At 34.9% G+C, this 17,513-nt stretch carries 16 protein-coding genes; 7 read left to right on the forward strand and 9 right to left on the reverse strand.

Annotated features, from left to right (window positions below; all coding sequences use genetic code 11):
• Positions 1–32 precede the first annotated feature (32 nt).
• The 6 genes from ACP5P5_RS04970 (at position 33) to ACP5P5_RS04995 (ending at position 5,548) form a co-directional block, all read left to right on the forward strand.
• On the forward strand, positions 33–1,316 hold the full coding sequence (locus tag ACP5P5_RS04970) for a sigma-54 interaction domain-containing protein (RefSeq protein WP_428285001.1): 1,284 nt from the start codon (positions 33–35) through the stop codon (positions 1,314–1,316).
• Positions 1,300–1,863 (forward strand): LPS assembly lipoprotein LptE, encoded by a 564-nt coding sequence (gene lptE / locus ACP5P5_RS04975; RefSeq protein WP_428285002.1) that lies wholly within the window; start codon positions 1,300–1,302, stop codon positions 1,861–1,863. Before ACP5P5_RS04970 ends, lptE begins: the two co-directional genes overlap by 17 nt.
• Positions 1,864–1,885: 22 nt before the next feature.
• Positions 1,886–3,139: a hypothetical protein gene (locus tag ACP5P5_RS04980; protein ID WP_428285003.1), complete on the forward strand. Its 1,254-nt coding sequence runs from the start codon at positions 1,886–1,888 to the stop codon at positions 3,137–3,139.
• 1 nt (position 3,140) lies between these two features.
• Positions 3,141–3,470 (forward strand): preprotein translocase subunit SecG, encoded by a 330-nt coding sequence (gene secG, locus ACP5P5_RS04985; RefSeq protein WP_428285004.1) that lies wholly within the window; start codon positions 3,141–3,143, stop codon positions 3,468–3,470.
• Between the two features lie 66 nt (positions 3,471–3,536).
• Positions 3,537–4,571 carry an endolytic transglycosylase MltG gene (mltG, locus tag ACP5P5_RS04990; protein WP_428285005.1) on the forward strand — a complete coding sequence of 345 codons (1,035 nt, stop codon included), beginning with the start codon at positions 3,537–3,539 and terminating at the stop codon, positions 4,569–4,571.
• Positions 4,572–4,573: 2 nt separating this feature from the next.
• Positions 4,574–5,548 carry a YihY/virulence factor BrkB family protein gene (locus tag ACP5P5_RS04995; RefSeq protein WP_428285006.1) on the forward strand — a complete coding sequence of 325 codons (975 nt, stop codon included), beginning with the start codon at positions 4,574–4,576 and terminating at the stop codon, positions 5,546–5,548.
• Here the strand turns inward: ACP5P5_RS04995 and ACP5P5_RS05000 are convergent.
• From ACP5P5_RS05000 to ACP5P5_RS05040, 9 genes are all read right to left on the reverse strand, one after another.
• A complete protein-coding gene (locus tag ACP5P5_RS05000) occupies positions 5,545–6,033 on the reverse strand; it encodes a TlpA disulfide reductase family protein (RefSeq protein ID WP_428285007.1) in 489 nt (162 codons plus the stop codon). The two genes, ACP5P5_RS04995 and ACP5P5_RS05000, sit on opposite strands and share 4 nt — an antisense overlap.
• A 13-nt stretch (positions 6,034–6,046) precedes the next feature.
• A complete protein-coding gene (locus tag ACP5P5_RS05005) occupies positions 6,047–6,646 on the reverse strand; it encodes a TrmH family RNA methyltransferase (RefSeq protein ID WP_428285008.1) in 600 nt (199 codons plus the stop codon).
• Between the two features lie 24 nt (positions 6,647–6,670).
• Positions 6,671–7,687 carry a dipeptide epimerase gene (locus tag ACP5P5_RS05010; protein WP_428285009.1) on the reverse strand — a complete coding sequence of 339 codons (1,017 nt, stop codon included), beginning with the start codon at positions 7,685–7,687 and terminating at the stop codon, positions 6,671–6,673.
• A 100-nt stretch (positions 7,688–7,787) separates the two neighbouring features.
• A complete protein-coding gene (locus ACP5P5_RS05015; protein ID WP_428285010.1) occupies positions 7,788–10,808 on the reverse strand; it encodes a 4-alpha-glucanotransferase in 3,021 nt (1,006 codons plus the stop codon).
• A 160-nt stretch (positions 10,809–10,968) separates the two neighbouring features.
• Positions 10,969–11,373, reverse strand: coding sequence for a c-type cytochrome (locus ACP5P5_RS05020; protein WP_428285011.1), 405 nt, complete (start codon positions 11,371–11,373; stop codon positions 10,969–10,971).
• A 136-nt stretch (positions 11,374–11,509) separates the two neighbouring features.
• Complete coding sequence (locus tag ACP5P5_RS05025; RefSeq protein WP_428285012.1) at positions 11,510–11,719, reverse strand: hypothetical protein; 210 nt, start codon at positions 11,717–11,719, stop codon at positions 11,510–11,512.
• 222 nt (positions 11,720–11,941) lie between these two features.
• The gene (gene namA / locus ACP5P5_RS05030) at positions 11,942–13,003 is read right to left on the reverse strand and encodes an NADPH dehydrogenase NamA (protein WP_428285013.1); all 1,062 of its coding nucleotides are present in this window, start codon (positions 13,001–13,003) and stop codon (positions 11,942–11,944) included.
• 81 nt (positions 13,004–13,084) lie between these two features.
• Positions 13,085–14,995 (reverse strand): molecular chaperone DnaK, encoded by a 1,911-nt coding sequence (gene dnaK / locus ACP5P5_RS05035; RefSeq protein ID WP_428285014.1) that lies wholly within the window; start codon positions 14,993–14,995, stop codon positions 13,085–13,087.
• Positions 14,996–15,122: 127 nt separating this feature from the next.
• Positions 15,123–15,626, reverse strand: coding sequence for a GtrA family protein (locus tag ACP5P5_RS05040; RefSeq protein ID WP_428285015.1), 504 nt, complete (start codon positions 15,624–15,626; stop codon positions 15,123–15,125).
• Between the two features lie 56 nt (positions 15,627–15,682).
• On the opposite strand from ACP5P5_RS05040, the gene argS reads away from it, so the two are divergent.
• Positions 15,683–17,470, forward strand: a complete 1,788-nt coding sequence (gene argS / locus ACP5P5_RS05045) for an arginine--tRNA ligase (protein WP_428285016.1) — start codon at positions 15,683–15,685, stop codon at positions 17,468–17,470.
• Positions 17,471–17,513 lie beyond the last annotated feature (43 nt).

Raw genomic sequence — 17,513 nt, forward strand, 5'->3', positions numbered from 1 at the left:
TTCAGTTATTGAATGAATTAACATTAATGCGTATGGATTTACAAAGTATAAAAAACCGATTTGGCATTATAGGCAACTCACCTGCCCTAAATTTTGCATTAGACACTGCCGTGCAGGTTGCAGCTACCGATTTAACTGTTTTAATTGTTGGGGAAAGTGGTGTTGGTAAAGAAGTATTTTCACAAATCATTCATGCACTTTCTGCACGTAAGCATAATCCTTTTATTGCCGTAAACTGCGGCGCCATTCCGGAAGGAACCATTGACTCAGAATTATTTGGTCATGAAAAAGGTGCCTTTACCGGTGCGGTAGATAGTAGAAAGGGCTATTTTGAAACAGTAAACGGTGGTACCATTTTTTTAGATGAAATTGGTGAAATGCCAATGGGTACGCAAGCTCGTTTATTAAGAGTTCTAGAAACAGGTGAATTCATTCGGGTAGGTTCATCTAAAGTTCAAAAAACCGATGTTAGAGTTATAGCTGCTACCAACCGCGAACTAATTGAATTTGCAGAAAAAGGCCGCTTTCGTCAAGATTTATATTATCGTTTAAGTACTGTACCTATTCGCGTACCTGCATTACGCGATCGGAAGGAAGATATTCCCTTATTATTCAGAAAATTTGTAGTTGATTTTGCTGAACGTTATAAAACCAATCCGGTTCAATTAAGTGAGGAAGCTAGAATAATACTCATGCAATACCCCTTTCCGGGCAATGTTCGCGAATTAAAAAACTTGGCCGAGCAGATATCCGTTTTAAGTAACGAACAAATTTTATCGTCACAAGAATTGAGAAGATTTTTACCCGAAAGACACCAAAACAATAATTTACCGGTATTAGCACATACAACTGATTCAGCTCATCCTGAATTTGCGAATGAACGTGAAATTCTTTACAAACTTTTTTTCGATATGAAAAAAGATGTAACAGAGTTGAAAAAAATGTTTTTGGAAATTTTAAAGAATCCATCTTTAGCAGGAACTGCCGCTCAGTTTACAAAAGAATCATTGATTCATGATGTTGCCCATCATGAAGATGGTTTACATCCGGTTTTCCCGGGCACCATACCCGCCACGGCAAATACAATAACTACCCCTGTAATTGGTACAGGCAATCAGCCCTTATTAATTAATCACGACGATTTGCACCATCATGAGGTTGTAGAAGAATCGCTGAATATTATGGATAAAGAAAAAGAACTGATTATTAAAGCACTTAAAAAACACAAAGGTAAACGAAAAGATGCCGCTTCGGATTTAGGCATTAGTGAGCGTACCCTTTACCGCAAATTGAAAGAATATGACATTGAAGAATAAACAATCAATCATCCAACTAAAACTTGGATACAAAAGCGTTTTGAGAAACTATGCAATACCAATACTTTTATTTTTTGGTATTGCATTATTGAGTGCTTGTAAAATTTATTCATTCAAAGATGTGTCAATAGATTATTCAAAAATCAAAACCATCAAAATTGGGTTTATTGAAAATAAAGCCAGTTATGTTAATCCACAATTAAGCCCACAATTAACTGATAAGCTGCAATTAAAAATTGCCAGTCAAACCAAATTAATTCGTACCAATAGCGATGATGCCAATTTGGTAGTTAGTGGATACATTTCCGACTATTCAGTTTCCACAGCTGCTATTTCCTCACAACAAGCTACAGCAAACCGATTAACTGTTGCTGCACACATTACTGTAAAAAACAATGTTGATAATAAAACCGATGAATTTGATGTAAGCCGTAATTATGACTTTTCTTCTAACCTATCCTTACAACAAGCAGAGGGGCAATTACTTTCAACAATTGTAAGCAATATTACAGATGATATTTTTAACCATATTTTTTCAAACTGGTAAATAAATAATGTATTTTCACAACATGAATGCTGTCATCAATCAAACTGCTTATGCCCTATTGCAACAACCATTTCAGGAAGTTGCTATTGAAAGTTTGCAGCAAATTTGTACAGAATACCCATTCTTTACACCTGCCCATGTTTTACTGGCAGCGAAACTACAGCTCAATCATCAAGCTATTTCAAATCCTACAATGGCTTTTATTTGGGCGTCGTCAGGCAATATTAACTGGATGCAGTATTTACTTGCAACCGTAAACGAAAAAGAGGCAACCCCTTTACAAGTTACACAAGCCACCGACCAGATTACAACACACAATGACAATACTGAATTGGTAGATGTAGCAACAGTTTTGCAAAGTAGCACAAATGCTATTGAGCATACAATTGAGGAAATGCCGGCCCATTCCATTGAAGGGAATGAAAAAATTGAAGCATTACCAATAGAAGCTACAGCTGAAATTAATACGAATGAAGAAGTACTAAATGAGAATGAACAGCATCAACTTTCGCAGCACGAACCAACTAATTTAAATTTAAAGGAAGTTGATGATTCCACCTCCTCTCACAATGATTCTTCCCTTATAGAACAAGAACATACATTAGGGCATGAAGTTGTTGATGATATTGAACAAGAGGTATCTGCTTTAACAATATCTAATTCAAATGAGGAAGTTGACAATAAAATAGTTGAGCCTACCAACAATATGGATATCGCAGAGCAAATGCGACAATTGAAGGATGTTGAGTTAGAAAGTAACTATCATACAAAAGAAGAAAGCATAGAGCAGCGGTTAACTGACAATAACAGTACCGAATTAGTTAAAGAAAATGAAAAATTAACCGAAACTATTGCAGCTCAATGGGCTAGTTTTCAACAGCCGGTTGAGTCGGAAGAGGAATTAACTTATGAACCGGTTCATTTTCATACCATTGACTATTTTGGTTCGTTGGGCATTACAGCCGATTTAACCAAAGAACCACAAGACAAACTAAGTAAGCAGTTATTAAAATTTACCGACTGGCTAAAAATTGTCAAAAACCAACAGACCCCGGAAATGCAGGCGCATCAACAAACTGAAATTGATAGTATTATACCGGGAATTGCCCAAACTTCCAATCAAACCAAAGAAATTATTACCGAAACTATGGCTGAAATTTTGGTAAAACAAGGCAAAATAGATAAAGCTGTGCAGGTTTATATTAAATTAAGTTTTTTAGATCCTGATAAATCCGCTTATTTTGCAAAAAAAATTGAACAACTAAAAGAAATATAGCATGACTGTAGTTTTTATTATTTTAATTGTAATTGCTTGTGTAGCATTAGGGTTTATTGTTTTAATTCAAAACCCAAAAGGTGGTGGTTTAGCAGGCAATGTAGGTGGTTTTGGCAATCAAATTATGGGTGTTAAACAAACAACTGATGTTTTAGAAAAAGGAACATGGTTATTTGCAGCTATAATAGCTGTACTTGCTTTATTCTCTACCCTAATTTTCAGAGGCTCAACAAAAGGCCCTGATACTTCCATTATTCAAAAAGTGAACACCAACCAAAATACAACACCGGCAAACAGTATTCCTTTAAATACTCCTCCTGCCACAAAGTAATCTATAAAAAATATTTTTGCCCTGTCTGTTTGTAACAGACAGGGTTTTTTATTATATTGAACTTCTATGCGAAAGGTAATTGGTTTAGCTGTGCTTATTATAGCAGGTTTGGCTATTGCATTTTTTATTTATTTAAAAAGCCCTGCAACAGCTTTCTCAGAAAAAAAGCAGTATTTCACTTTGTCGGAAGATAGTTTATCAGCAAGTTTAATAACACAAGCTTTGCTAAAACAACATATTATTAAACGAGGGTGGCCGTTTCAATTTGTTTTGAAAGAATTAAATATTGCCAAGCATGTAAAGCCCGGTAAATATGAGGTAAATAAAAATGCAAGTGCTTTATCAATTGTGCGTATGCTGAAAAATAATCAGCAAGCTGCCGTTAACCTAGTGATTAATAAACTTAGATTAAAAGAAGACTTAGCCAAACTCATTGCTAAAAATTTTGCTATAGACTCTAATAAGGTAATGAATTTTATGAATAGCAATGACTCATTATTGCCTTATAAAGTTGATACAAGTACCGTTTTCACCATCATTATTCCGGACACCTATACTTTTTATTGGAACACTTCTTTAAGGAAAATCTTTAATCGTTTATCAGTATCAGATTCTATTTTTTGGAGCAAAAATGATCGATTAGAAAAAGCAAAAGCCATTGGATTATCACCTCAACAAGCATATATTTTAGCTTCTATTGTAGAGGAAGAATCTAATATAGATGAAGAAAGAGGCAAAATTGCAAGTGTTTATATTAATCGCTTAAACCAAAACATGGCTTTACAAGCATGCCCCACCATCAAATATGCCATGAAGGATTTTGCACTAACGCGTATTTATGAAAAATATTTGTTTAATCCTTCTCCCTACAACACCTATAGAAACAAGGGATTACCTCCGGGACCAATTTGTACACCTTCTGCAAAATGTATTGACATAGTTTTAAATGCTCCCAAAACCAACTATCTATATTTTGTAGCGAAAAGCGATTTTAGCGGCTACAGCCACTTTAGCAGTAATTTTGCTGAGCATAGCTTTTATGCAAAACAATACCAACAAGCACTTGATGCTGAAATGGCTAAAAAACAAAAACAAAAGTAAGCGTGACAAAGTTGGAGCATAAACTTATTACCTTTCCCCCCATTGCTTTTGCAATTAAAAAAAGCAAGCAAATTGTTATTCCAGGTTTTAAAGGCATTCCGTTATTTTATGTTATCCGATTTTTTTTTCAGCAAATCAATAAAATTGGCATTATTGATCGTGCCTCCGCTATTTCATTCAATTTAATAATGGCTTTGCCTGCAGCCTTTTTATTCATTTTTTCCATCATTCCTTATCTACCTGACTCATTCGACTTTAAAGGTCAAATGCTGAACTTATTTAAAGATTTAACTCCCAACTCAAATACCTATAAATTAATTAATATCCTTATAAACGATTTACTGAAAAAACATGTGGGTATCTTTTCATTCGGTTTTATTTTGGTGCTATTTTATGCATCGAATGCAACTATGGGTATTATTAGAACTTTTGATAAGTCTATTTCTGAAAAAAAAGCTTATTTCCTGCATAGAAGATGGCGCGCTATTCGCTTAACTACTTTATTAATCTTATTAGTTCTTGCTTCACTTTTGGTATTAATTGGCCAAGGAGAGTTAGCTGGATTATTACGTGAGTTTTTTCATTTTAAAAAGAAAACCTTTTATCCTTGGTGGAATACCGTAAGGTGGGGCATTATTGTATTGTTTATATTTTTTGGCATTGCTTTTATTTACCGTTTTGCTCCTGCCATTCAAAAAAAATGGCCACTAATTTCCCCCGGTTCTATTTTAGCAACAACTTTAATGTTACTTACAACCATTGGCTTTTCATTTTGGGTTAATCACTTCAGTAGTTACAACAAAGTATATGGCTCAATAGGTACGGTGTTAATTATTATGTTACTTATTTACTTAAACTCCTTAATTCTTTTAATTGGTTTTGAATTAAATGTTAGTATTACGGTACTGCAACAACAAGCGCAGCAAGGCCAAGAACAAAAGAAAAAGAAAATTCGTAAAGAAGAGTTCCAAAATTAATTGGCAGTGCTTAACAATTGTTCTACAGCTTCAGGAATTTGGGGCGCAGTTAATTGCCTGTTATAAAACTTACGGTAATGAGTTGACGGATTATACATCAATGTAGCAGGAATATTTCCATTCCAAGTTTTATCAATTTTAGGACAAAAATCGGCGGCATTGGTTTCGTTTAACCACCATACGGTTGATATGTAACCATGTTCCTGTATAAATTTTTCAATTGTTTTTGGGTAGTCGTCTGCATAATCAACACTTACCAACAATATTTGAACTTTATCGCCGGCAGCTTTTTGTATTTCTTTTTCAAAATAGGCCAGTTCATGTACACACGGTGCACACCAGGTAGCCCAAAAATTAATAACAACGGGTTTTTGAGTAGTGTCGATATAATGCAACACCTCCTTAATTCTTACTTTTTTTATATTTTGTGCTTGTACGATACAAACTGAAAAGAAAAGCGTAATTACCAACATTGAAATCTTCATACAGTGAATTTTATTATACTTCTTCATTTTCAATAAGCCCCCATTGTTCCATAACCGTTTGCATATGCGCAGCATTTAATGCGGGTTGATTGTAGTGTCCGGCTACTTGCTTTTGCCTAAATGCTTCATAAATACTAACCGCACAAGCCACTGAAATATTCAGGCTTTGAATAATACCCACTTGTGGAATAATAAAATTTCCATCGGCCAATTCTCTTGCCAATTCACTAACACCTTCATGTTCATTGCCAAATACCAAAGCCACACTATTATCAGCAAAATCTATTGAATATAGTGATTCCGCATTAGAAGCTAAATGGGTAGTATAAATTTTATTGTATTGTTTTCGCAAGGCTTCATAACACAACTCAACACTATCAAACGCATGAATCGTTAACCATTTTGCGGCGCTGCTGCTACTCTTTGCCCCAAATTTGCGATGGCGAGGTACTTTTGTTGTAATGATATATATGTCCTGAATGCCCACTGCATCACAACTACGCATTACTGCTGAAATATTATGCGGGTCTTGTACATTTTCCATTACCACTGTTAAATTGGGTTGACGTTTATTCAACACATTCCACAGTTTTTGGCTACGTTCCGGTGTCATAAATTATTAATATGATTTAACTAATTATTGTTTTAACTCAATACCTAAGCCGGTATTCCCTTTCATTTGAACCTTACCTTCATTAAATTCTAAACCTGTTGCTATGTCTTCTTTTAATAATAAGGGGCCATCCATATCAACATAATCCAGCAATGGTAAAAATTGCGCTATGGCTGCAGTACCTACTGTTGATTCATTCATACTTCCCATCATGACTTTTAATCCTAAATTTCGGGCTTCATGAATCATTCGCTTAGCCGGAGTTAATCCACTACATTTTGTAAGTTTAATATTGATGCCATGAAAATGATCTTTGCACTTAGCCACATCATGTTCACTTACGCAACTTTCATCAGCAATAAGTGGTAAAGGTGATTGCTGAAACAATACTTTCATTCCTTCCCAGTTTTCTTTTGCCAGCGGCTGTTCAATAAACTCAACTCCTAATTTTTGTAACTCCGGAATTTTTATTAAAGCTTCTTCTAAAGTCCAACCGGCATTCGCATCTACCCTAATTACAGCATTGGTTTTATTGCGCAATGCAGCAACTAATGCAACATCATTTTCAAAGCCCAATTTAATTTTATAAATAGGCCAGGGCTTGGCAAGCATTTTTTGTATCATTTTTTCTTCACTATCAATGCCAATTGTGTAATCGGTAAGTGGTGTATTTTCCCAAGTTAAACCCCAAATTTTATAAATTGGTTGTTGTTCCATTTTGCCAAATAAATCCCAAGCTGCCATATCTAATGCAGCTACCAAAAATGGATGATTGGGAAGTAAATGATGCAAATAATGCCAATACCTTTCCGGTTCGGTAAGTGCAAACTTTTCAACAAAGTTTCTTTTTTGCTCAAGTACAGCGACCATTTCATCAACAGTTACATTGTAATATTGAATAGCAGGGGCTTCACCATAACCTATATAATTACCTAATTGTAAGGCTACCAATAAACTAGGTTGATGTGTCTTTGTTCTTCCCCCGGAAATGGTAAATGGGTATTCGAATGGTAATGCTATGGGCTTATAAAATAATTTCATGGATTATTAAGAATAAAAGCAAAGAAAAGCAATATCAATATGCCTAAAAAAATAAACCGGCATAAAAACCGGTTTTATTAATTTTATTATTTACCTAAACTCATCTTCCACTTTCATGCACTAACTGCTGCAATAGATTAGTAAATTCATTACTATTATTCAATTGTTCCAAAGTTAAATGCATGCGGTAACGCCAATAATGTTTAGGATTTGCCGGTACGTTAATACGTTCATCATTGGGATCATTTCTACGAATGTTTTCATCCATACCCAATAAATCTTGTAATTGAAAAATGCTCCACATGGCAGGTGAATACAAGTGTTGCACTACAATGGCTTTATTAATCCATGCTTCACAATAAAAGGGAGCAGCACCCCATTGTCCTAATTCATTATTATAAAACTGCTGAATTAATTGTTTATCTTCTTCCCACCAACCTCTTATAGTACTCATATCATGAGTTGAAGGTGTAACTACACTTAAATAAGGTGCATTGTTAGGATGGAAAAAGGTTTGCTGTGGATTTTTAGGCATTCTTTGTATTTCAAGACTCAACAAACCTAATTGACGCATTACATCAGGAACACATGCTGGAACAAGTCCCAAATCTTCCCCACAAATAAGCATATTGGTTACCTTTTTTAAAGCTGGCAATTTTTGTAAAGCTTCATTTTTCCAAAAATCATCTTGCCTACGGAAGAAATAATCAATGTATAAATCGCGTAATTGTTGTTGTGAATGACCATCTAAGAAACGAAATGATGTGGTACTTTCCATACCAAACCTAAAATGAAACTGTTGACCATTACTTCCCTCTTCTTCAAATAGAATAACATTACTGATTAAGTTAAATAAGCCTTGCTTTATTTTATGTGTAAAGTCGTCATCATTCCAATGTGCAAGATATTGCTCAACTTTTCGTTGCGTATTGTAAGCCTCTTTTAAAGTATAATTCCCAAATCCATTATACTCTAAAAAATTACCTTTAACAAATTCGGCATCGTTACCAAACAATTCATTTAATACATCATCATTAATGAATGGTTGAGTAAAGCGATGATAATCGAACCAAATATTTCTGCCAAATAATTCATTTACATGTACGGGAATAGCCGGAACAAAACGCCCCATAATACCTTCAACAGCATGGTATGGAATACTCCAAATTCTGAAAAAGCCTAAAATATGGTCAATTCTAAACGCATCAAAATAATAACGCATTTGTTCAAAGCGTTTTTTCCACCAGGCAAATCCATCTTTCATCATTTGCTGCCAATTATAGGTTGGGAATCCCCAATTTTGACCTTTTATAGCAAAATCATCAGGTGGAGCTCCTGATTGTCTATCTAAATGAAACAAATGTGGCTCTTGCCAGGTGTCAGCTCCGTTTCTATAAACCCCTATAGCGATATCACCTTTTAAAATAATGCCATGTTGGTGAGCATAATTAGTAGCATCTAATAATTGTTGATGTAAATGAAATTGAACAAAAAAATGAAAAGCAATGGCTTTGTAATGCTCTGAATTAGGTTGGGCCATTTCAGTTACCACTGCCTCGTTATATGTACTATATTCAGGCCATTGGCTAAAATTAGACGTGCCGTAGGTGTCGCGCAAATAGCAAAATACAGCATAGGGTACTAACCAGTGTTGATTATTGTGAAAGAAGATTTTATAGTCGCTACTTTGTAACAATTGCTGCCATTGCAAAGGATAAATTTTCTTTAAGTAAGCTAACTTTAATTGCATTACTTCTTCATAATCAACAGTAGGCAATTCATTTAATTGTTTGCATTTATCTTCTATAGCTTGCAATAAATGTAAATTTTCTTCATTTGTTGCTGTTTTTAAACGAATATACAATGGATGTAATGCAAACGCAGAAATGGCTGCGTATGGGTAAGAATCTGTCCAAGTATGGGTAGCCGTAGTATCGTTTACCGGTAATATTTGAATTAATTTTAAACCGGTTTGCTTGGCCCAATCAACCAATAATTTTAAATCGGAAAATTCTCCAACCCCTGCACTCTGTTCACTTCTTAAACTAAAAACAGGAATGGCAACTCCTGCCCCACGCCATGTGTTATTGGGTAATACGGCAAAGCCTTCGTTAATAATGGCTAAAGTTTGTTTTCCCTTTTTTGACCAATTGTTTAAAACCCGATTTTTGCCGTTTTCATAACGAACAAATTGTTTTGTTGTATGATTATAAATACCAAATTTATATTGCAACGCATGTACAGTTGCCGGCATTTTTATTTGAGCATAAAAAACAGGTTCGTTGGGCAAACGCTTTAATATTAAAGGCTTTTCAACATTCCAATTATTAAAACTTGCACCTTCACCACAAATGCATAAAGTTTCATCCTCATTTAACAATGGGGCTTTTACAATAACTAAATGAGTGGTGGTGGCATTTAATTTTAATGCTTGAACAACAGTGTTGTGTTTAGGTAATAAAATTTCTTGAAAAGGCTCAGTATAAAAAGCGTTTTCGTAATATCCGGCAAAATTCCAGGAATCTTCAATTATTATCTCCTCCTTCTTGCAATAATTGGGTAAAATTTTTTTGTCATTTCCCCAATCATAAACAATGGTACCATCCTCATTTTTTAAAATATAATGGTAAGTAATTCCCTCTGCTGGAATTTCTTTCAAGTTTAAATCCAATTCAACCCACCAATAATTGTTATTGAAATAGTGCATGGATAAGGCCTGCTCTATATTATCATTACCTAAAACTTTATGATTACCTGTAATAAATAAGTTTTGTCCAAAATGGGTAGAGAATTTTAAGTAAAAGGTAATTTTAATATTTTCTGATACAGAATTCGTGATTCTCTTTTCAACAGACTTTGCAGTTTTTTTCTTTACTGTTTTTTTATTCAGATTATCTTCTACTGCAACTGCATCCAATTTTTTATTCGAATCAGATTCGATTTTTTTAACGCTGGTAGACTTTTTAGTTTTGGAAACAGAACTGGCTTTAGTACTTGAAGTAGCCTTTTCGGTTCCATTCATTTCTTTTTTAATAGATTTATATTCGCTACTTTTCTTTGCAGTTGTTTTCTTTAAAGGCTCATTAGAGCCGGATTCAGAAATCGATAGTTTTTTTGCCAATTTTCCTAAATTTTATAATACCAAAATAAACAATTAATGTGTAAATTAAACACATTAATTTATTCTAACAAAACATTTTGTTGCTATTTATAAGCAATTAATTACAAAAAAACCGGTTAACAATATAACCGGTTGAAAAATAATTATACCAAAAAGAAATTTATTGCAATTCGGGTTTTGATTTACCTCTATGACAAGTAGCACAAGTTACCATTTGTAATTTTGCGGTATCGCCAGTTTGAATTTGGCTAATGTACTTGGAATTAATTTCCATGGTCATACGCATCATGTCACGGGCAATATCTTTTTTGGGATTCTCATCACTAGCAGGATCCATTCGGCCCGGTTGTGTTTTTGAGGGAGCATGGCAAAAAGAACATTTTACGCCCAAAGCAGCTTTAAAACCATCCATAACTTGCTCCAAACTATCATGACTGATATTCTGAGGCAATACTTTTAAATTTCTTGGTTTGGGTTGGTTAGGCAGTGTAAATGAAAAAATACCCATTACTAAAATGGAAGCAATGGCCAGTAAAACGCGGAATTTTCTTTTGTGCACATTCATAGTTTAAAATTTATTGGTTTAAAAATAACTATTAAGCAGTGAATGAAAAATTATTTTAGTTGAAATATTGCTTAAAATAAAAAACCCGGAAATAAATCCGGGCTCAACACTGTAATTTAAAAACCAATTCAAAAAATTATAATCCCCAACGATCGGTAAGTTTTTGTCTTAAAGCACGTTTTTTTTGATTTTGAATGTGCCATACGGTTGCTGCACTTATGTTTTTAGACTTTGCAGGGGCATAATCATTTAAATTAACTGCCACAGTTTCTTTAACTTCAGAAACTAATTGATTCAATTGTTCTTGTTCAATTTGTACTAATGAACCTTTTTGTTTGTTTTCCATAACATTATTATTAATTTTTTTAAATAAAAATTAGCATGGGCATGCTTGCGGAAAAAATCAATAATCGTTAGAAGAAGATTACAATGGCAAGTTGTTAATCCGTAAGTAGAGGTACAGCTATATACTCAAATGCGGGTGCAAATGTACGAAATATTTTTATAACAACAATAATTTTTATAGATAAAAGCTTTGTTAATAATACTTATGTATGATATTTCTCATTTATTTTGCTCTTTCATATTGCTTAGGCCAAACCATATTTTCATTCAGCACTTTAGCTGCATACATGGGAAAATAAGGGTTACGTAAAAACTCACGGGCTATGAAAATAAAGTCGGCAAATTGTTGTTCTAAAATTTCATTAGCCTGTGCTGCCATGGTAATTAAACCTACAGCTCCGGTTAACATATCTGTTTCTTTTTTAATGGCCGCAGCAAAGGGCACCTGATAGCCCGGGCCAACAGGTATTTGAACATGTGAAATATTACCACCCGAAGAGCAATCAATTACATCAACGCCTAACCGTTTTAAGTGGTGCGCCAAAGCAATAGAATCTTCCAATTGCCAACCTTGTTCATGCCAATCAGTTGCAGAAATTCGAACAAATAAGGGTAAATCAGATGGCCATACCCCTTTAATTGCTTGCACTACATCTAATAAAAATCTTATTCTATTTTCAAAACTTCCGCCATATGCATCAGTTCGTTGATTACTCATAGGCGATAAAAACTGATGAATCAGATAACCATGTGCCGCATGAATTTCAACCACTTTAAATCCGGCAGTTAATGCACGCTTAGCAGCCATTTTAAACTGTTGCAGCACTTCTTTTATTTGCAATTGGGTAAGATCAACCACAGGTAGAGTTGTTTCTTTAAATGGAATATTGCTGGGAGCCAATACGGGCCATCCACCTTCCGACATGGGTACTTGCATTCCCCCTTCCCAAGGGGCACGGCAACTGGCTTTCCTGCCTGCATGTGCTAACTGTATACCGGGTACAGCACCCTGCTGTTCTATAAATGTTGTAATACGTTGCAACATTGGTATATGTTCATCTTTCCAAATTCCCATGTCGGCAGGACTAATTCTACCTTCAGCACTAACAGCCGCCGCTTCGGTAAATACTAATCCGGCACCACCTACTGCCCTACTGCCTAAATGCACTAAATGCCAATCGTTGGCAAAACCATCTTTGGCTGAGTATTGGCACATTGGGGAAACAACTATACGATTTTTGAAAGAAATATTTTTAATAGTAATGGGTTGAAATAATAATGACATAAATTATGAATTAGTATGGTATAATAACACAAAAGCCCCTACGTTGTTGCAGGGGCTTTTAGAAATTTGAAAGTATGATTTTTATTTTACTTCTTCGAACTGTGCATCTTCAACAGTATCGCCTCCGGCATTTTGTTGACCGGCTGAAGCATTATCAGCTGCATTACCATCGGTACCGGCTTGTGCGCCTGCGGCTTGAGCTTTATAAATCTCCTCACTGGCAGCGGTCCATGCGGTGTTTAGAGCAGCCATTGCGCTATCAAGATTATTCATATCTTGATTTTTATGAGCTTCTTTTAACTTACTTAAAGCCTCATCAATGGGAGCTTTTTTATCAGCAGGTACTTTGTCACCAAATTCTTTCAGTTGTTTTTCGGTTTGGAAAATCAAACTGTCGGCTTGGTTTAATTTTTCAATTTTATCTTTAGCAGCTTTATCTTCAGCTTCATGGGCCTTGGCTTCTGCTTTCATTTTTTCTACTTCTTCCTTGCTTAAACCACTACCTGCTTCAATACGAATTTTTTGCTCTTTTCCGGTGCCTTTATCTTTTGCACTAACATGTAACATACCATTGGCATCAATATCAAAAGTTACTTCAATTTGAGGAACTCCTCTTGGGGCTGGTGGTATTCCATCTAAGTTAAACATACCTAAGCTCTTATTATCTTTTGCCAATGGACGTTCGCCTTGTAATACATGAATTTGTACACCCGGTTGATTATCGCTTGCAGTTGAAAATATTTCTGACTTTTTGGTCGGAATGGTTGTATTTGCAGGAATCATAGGTGTTAATACACCACCCATGGTTTCAATACCTAAAGTGAGTGGGGTTACATCTAACAACAACACATCTTTCACTTCACCGGTTAATACGGCACCTTGAATAGCAGCACCAACAGCTACCACTTCATCAGGATTTACTCCCTTGTTGGGTTTTTTACCAAAAAACTTCTCTACAATTTCCTGCACTTTAGGTATACGAGTTGAACCTCCTACCAAAATAACCTCGTTAATTTGAGAAGCAGAATAACCTGCATCTTTTAAAGCGGCTTCACAAGGTTTTAAACAACGCTCAAACAAACTATCTGATAATTGTTCAAACTTGGCTCTGCTTAATTTTTTAACCAAGTGTTTAGGTACACCATCTACTGCAGTAATATAGGGTAAATTAATTTCTGTTTCAGAAGATGAACTTAATTCAATTTTAGCTTTTTCAGCAGCATCTTTTAAGCGTTGTAAAGCCATAGGGTCTTTTCTCAAATCAATGGCTTCATCTTTTTTAAATTCATCTGCCAACCAATCCATAATTACTTTATCAAAGTCGTCACCACCCAAGTGCGTATCGCCATTGGTTGATTTTACTTCAAATACACCATCGCCTAAGTCTAAAATAGAAATATCGAATGTACCCCCACCTAAATCAAACACGGCAATTTTCATGTCATGTTTCTTATCTAAACCATATGCCAAAGCGGCAGCAGTAGGTTCGTTTACAATACGTCGTACATTTAAACCAGCTATTTCACCGGCTTCTTTAGTTGCCTGACGTTGGGCATCGTTAAAATAAGCAGGAACTGTAATAACAGCTTCTGTTACTTCCTGACCTAAATAATCTTCTGCAGTTTTCTTCATTTTTTGAAGAATCATGGCAGAGATTTCTTGTGGAGTATATAAACGCCCATCAATATCAATTCTTACAGTATTGTTATCACCTTTTACTACTTTATAACTCCAGTGACTAATTTCTTCAGTTACCTCATCAAACCTTCTACCCATAAAGCGCTTTACGCTGGCAATGGTATTATGAGGATTGGTAATAGCCTGACGTTTAGCCGGATCACCAACTTTCCGTTCTCCATTTTTCAAAAAGGCCACAACAGAAGGCGTGGTTCTACGTCCTTCATCATTGGCAATTACAACGGGCTCATTACCTTCCATAACAGCCACACAACTGTTGGTGGTTCCTAAGTCAATTCCTATAATTTTTCCCATAATAAATAAATTTTATTGCTGATTATGATTTCAATTTTTAATTCTTTTAATCTAGGCAACGATTATGCCATTGACAGAAAAAATGTAAAATTGTCAGCCCCTTAGCTTAAAAGTACCAGAATGACTGTCAATCAACCGATGAAACTGCCTTAAAGGTGTAATGTTTTTGGGATAAATAGCTGAAAATAATTACAAAGAAAGTAGTAACTATTTTAGACGGAGTAGGATACCAATGAAACACTTCAATAAATAATTTCAGGAAGATATAATTTAAAAATAAACAGCCCATTACTACCATGAAATATTTACGTAACTGAACTGTTTTCTTAGCTTCGGTTTGTTGAAAAACCACATAACGGCTTAAATAAAAACCTACCGGGAAGGTAACCAAAAAGCTAAACAAAAATGAAGCTATAGGTGCTGAAATGAGTACAATAGGGGTTTGAACCGGTTTTTTGTGAAAAATAAAATTGTAGGCAACGAAAAATAAGGTAATATCTGTTAACGTATTAAAACCACCACATGCAGCATAACGAAAGGTTTGTTTGGGCATTATTTTTTTAAACCAGGGATAAAACCAGTCAATTATTTGTAATATGGTGCTGCGTATAAAATTATGAACGGACCGCATAAACGGCGCGAAGGTAGCACATAAATATGTTAGATTTGCAAACCCAAATTGTTAATATGCATATAGTAAATATTATTAAAAACTTTACCTCTAACGCGCTTCAACAATTATTTCAATTTCAAATCCCATATAATCAAGTTTTGGTGAATGAAACCAAGCCTGAATTTGAAGGTGATTATACTATTGTTCTATTTAGTTTTAGCAAAAGTTTACAACAATCACCCAATCAAATTGGCGAAAAAATTGGGCAATATTTTATTCAAAACCATGGGGAATTATTTGAAAGCTTCAACATTATTAATGGATTTTTAAACTTAAATATTAAAGCAGGCTATTGGCAACAGTTTTTAAATAATAATTGGCAAAATGAGCATTTTGGCTTATCGCCCAAAAAACATGAAAAAATTTTAGTAGAATACTCCTCGCCTAACACAAATAAGCCCTTGCATTTGGGTCATTTGCGTAACAATTTTTTAGGTTGGGGTATTGCTGCTATTTTAGAAGCAAATGGGTACGATGTTATAAAAACCTGCATTGTAAACGACCGTGGCATACATATTTGCAAAAGCATGGTTGCATGGCTTAAACTGGGTAAAGGAGCTACACCTGAAAGCACCCATATGAAGGGTGACCATTTTGTGGGCAATTACTATGTTTTGTTTAATAACCTATATAAAGCTGAAGTTGAACAGCTTATGGAAAAGGGTTACACAAAAGAAGATGCCGAAAAACTTGCGCCAATAATGCAAGAAGCTCAACAAATGCTGGTTGACTGGGAGGCGGGCAAACCAGAGGTATTAGCCCTATGGAAACAAATGAATGAATGGGTTTATCAAGGCTTTGAGGAAACCTATAAAAAAATAGGCAGCGATTTTCATAAGGTTTATTATGAAAGTGAAACCTATTTGTTAGGAAAAAAATTGGTGGAAGAAGGTTTGGCCAAAAAGGTATTTTACAAAAAAGATGATGGCAGTGTATGGATTGATTTAACCGCCGATGGATTAGACGAAAAAATTGTACAACGAAAAGATGGAACCTCTGTTTACATAACACAAGATATTGGTTTAGCAGAACAACGCGAACAAGAATTTCATCCATCAAAAACAATATATGTGGTAGGCGATGAACAAAACTATCACTTCAAGGTGCTAAAACTAATCTGCGAAAAATTAGGATTACCCTCTGCTAAACAAATTTATCACTTAAGCTATGGCATGGTGGAACTTCCACATGGTAAAATGAAGAGCCGTGAAGGTACTGTAGTGGATGCCGATGATATTGTAAAAGAAATGATTGCAATAGCACGTGAAAAAACCGAGGAATTGGGAAAAGTAAATGATTTCACTGCTGCCGAATTAGAACATTTGTATCATACCCTTGGCTTGGGGGCTTTAAAATTCTTTTTACTAAGGGTTGATCCTAAAAAGAAAATGATTTTTAATCCGGAAGAAAGCATTGACTTTCATGGATTTACCGGTCCCTTTATTCAATATACCTATGCCCGTATTAAAAGTATTTTGCGCAAAATAAAGGAACAACCCGCTGTTGAAAATAACAATACTGCCCCCTTGCAACTTAGTGAATTAGAAACCGAACTGGTAAAAGCATTGGAACAATTTCCCGGTTTTATTTCAGATGCAGCCAATACGTTAAATCCATCTATATTGGCTATTTATGTATTTAACCTGGCCAAAACTTTTAATTCGTTTTATGTTGATCATTCTATTTTACACGAATCTAGTAGCGTTCAACAACAATTTAGAATTCAGCTGGCTACTTTAACGGCCCACGTAATTAAAACTTCCATGAATTTATTAGGAATTCAGGTACCGGAACGAATGTAAAAACAATTAAATAAATAAAAAATAGAACTTGTTACAAAAGGGT

This window comes from Hydrotalea sp. (assembly GCF_049968455.1).
Classification (GTDB): domain Bacteria; phylum Bacteroidota; class Bacteroidia; order Chitinophagales; family Chitinophagaceae; genus Hydrotalea.

Coding starts and splice junctions, on each gene's coding strand:
- ACP5P5_RS04970 (WP_428285001.1), top strand. CDS start 33: ATGGATTTACAAAGTATAAAAAACCGATTTGGCATTATAGGCAACTCA.
- lptE (WP_428285002.1), top strand. CDS start 1,300: ATGACATTGAAGAATAAACAATCAATCATCCAACTAAAACTTGGATAC.
- ACP5P5_RS04980 (WP_428285003.1), top strand. CDS start 1,886: ATGAATGCTGTCATCAATCAAACTGCTTATGCCCTATTGCAACAACCA.
- secG (WP_428285004.1), top strand. CDS start 3,141: ATGACTGTAGTTTTTATTATTTTAATTGTAATTGCTTGTGTAGCATTA.
- mltG (WP_428285005.1), top strand. CDS start 3,537: ATGCGAAAGGTAATTGGTTTAGCTGTGCTTATTATAGCAGGTTTGGCT.
- ACP5P5_RS05000 (WP_428285007.1), bottom strand. CDS start 6,033: ATGAAGATTTCAATGTTGGTAATTACGCTTTTCTTTTCAGTTTGTATC.
- ACP5P5_RS05005 (WP_428285008.1), bottom strand. CDS start 6,646: ATGACACCGGAACGTAGCCAAAAACTGTGGAATGTGTTGAATAAACGT.
- ACP5P5_RS05010 (WP_428285009.1), bottom strand. CDS start 7,687: ATGAAATTATTTTATAAGCCCATAGCATTACCATTCGAATACCCATTT.
- ACP5P5_RS05020 (WP_428285011.1), bottom strand. CDS start 11,373: ATGAATGTGCACAAAAGAAAATTCCGCGTTTTACTGGCCATTGCTTCC.
- ACP5P5_RS05025 (WP_428285012.1), bottom strand. CDS start 11,719: ATGGAAAACAAACAAAAAGGTTCATTAGTACAAATTGAACAAGAACAA.
- namA (WP_428285013.1), bottom strand. CDS start 13,003: ATGTCATTATTATTTCAACCCATTACTATTAAAAATATTTCTTTCAAA.
- dnaK (WP_428285014.1), bottom strand. CDS start 14,995: ATGGGAAAAATTATAGGAATTGACTTAGGAACCACCAACAGTTGTGTG.
- ACP5P5_RS05040 (WP_428285015.1), bottom strand. CDS start 15,626: ATGCGGTCCGTTCATAATTTTATACGCAGCACCATATTACAAATAATT.
- argS (WP_428285016.1), top strand. CDS start 15,683: ATGCATATAGTAAATATTATTAAAAACTTTACCTCTAACGCGCTTCAA.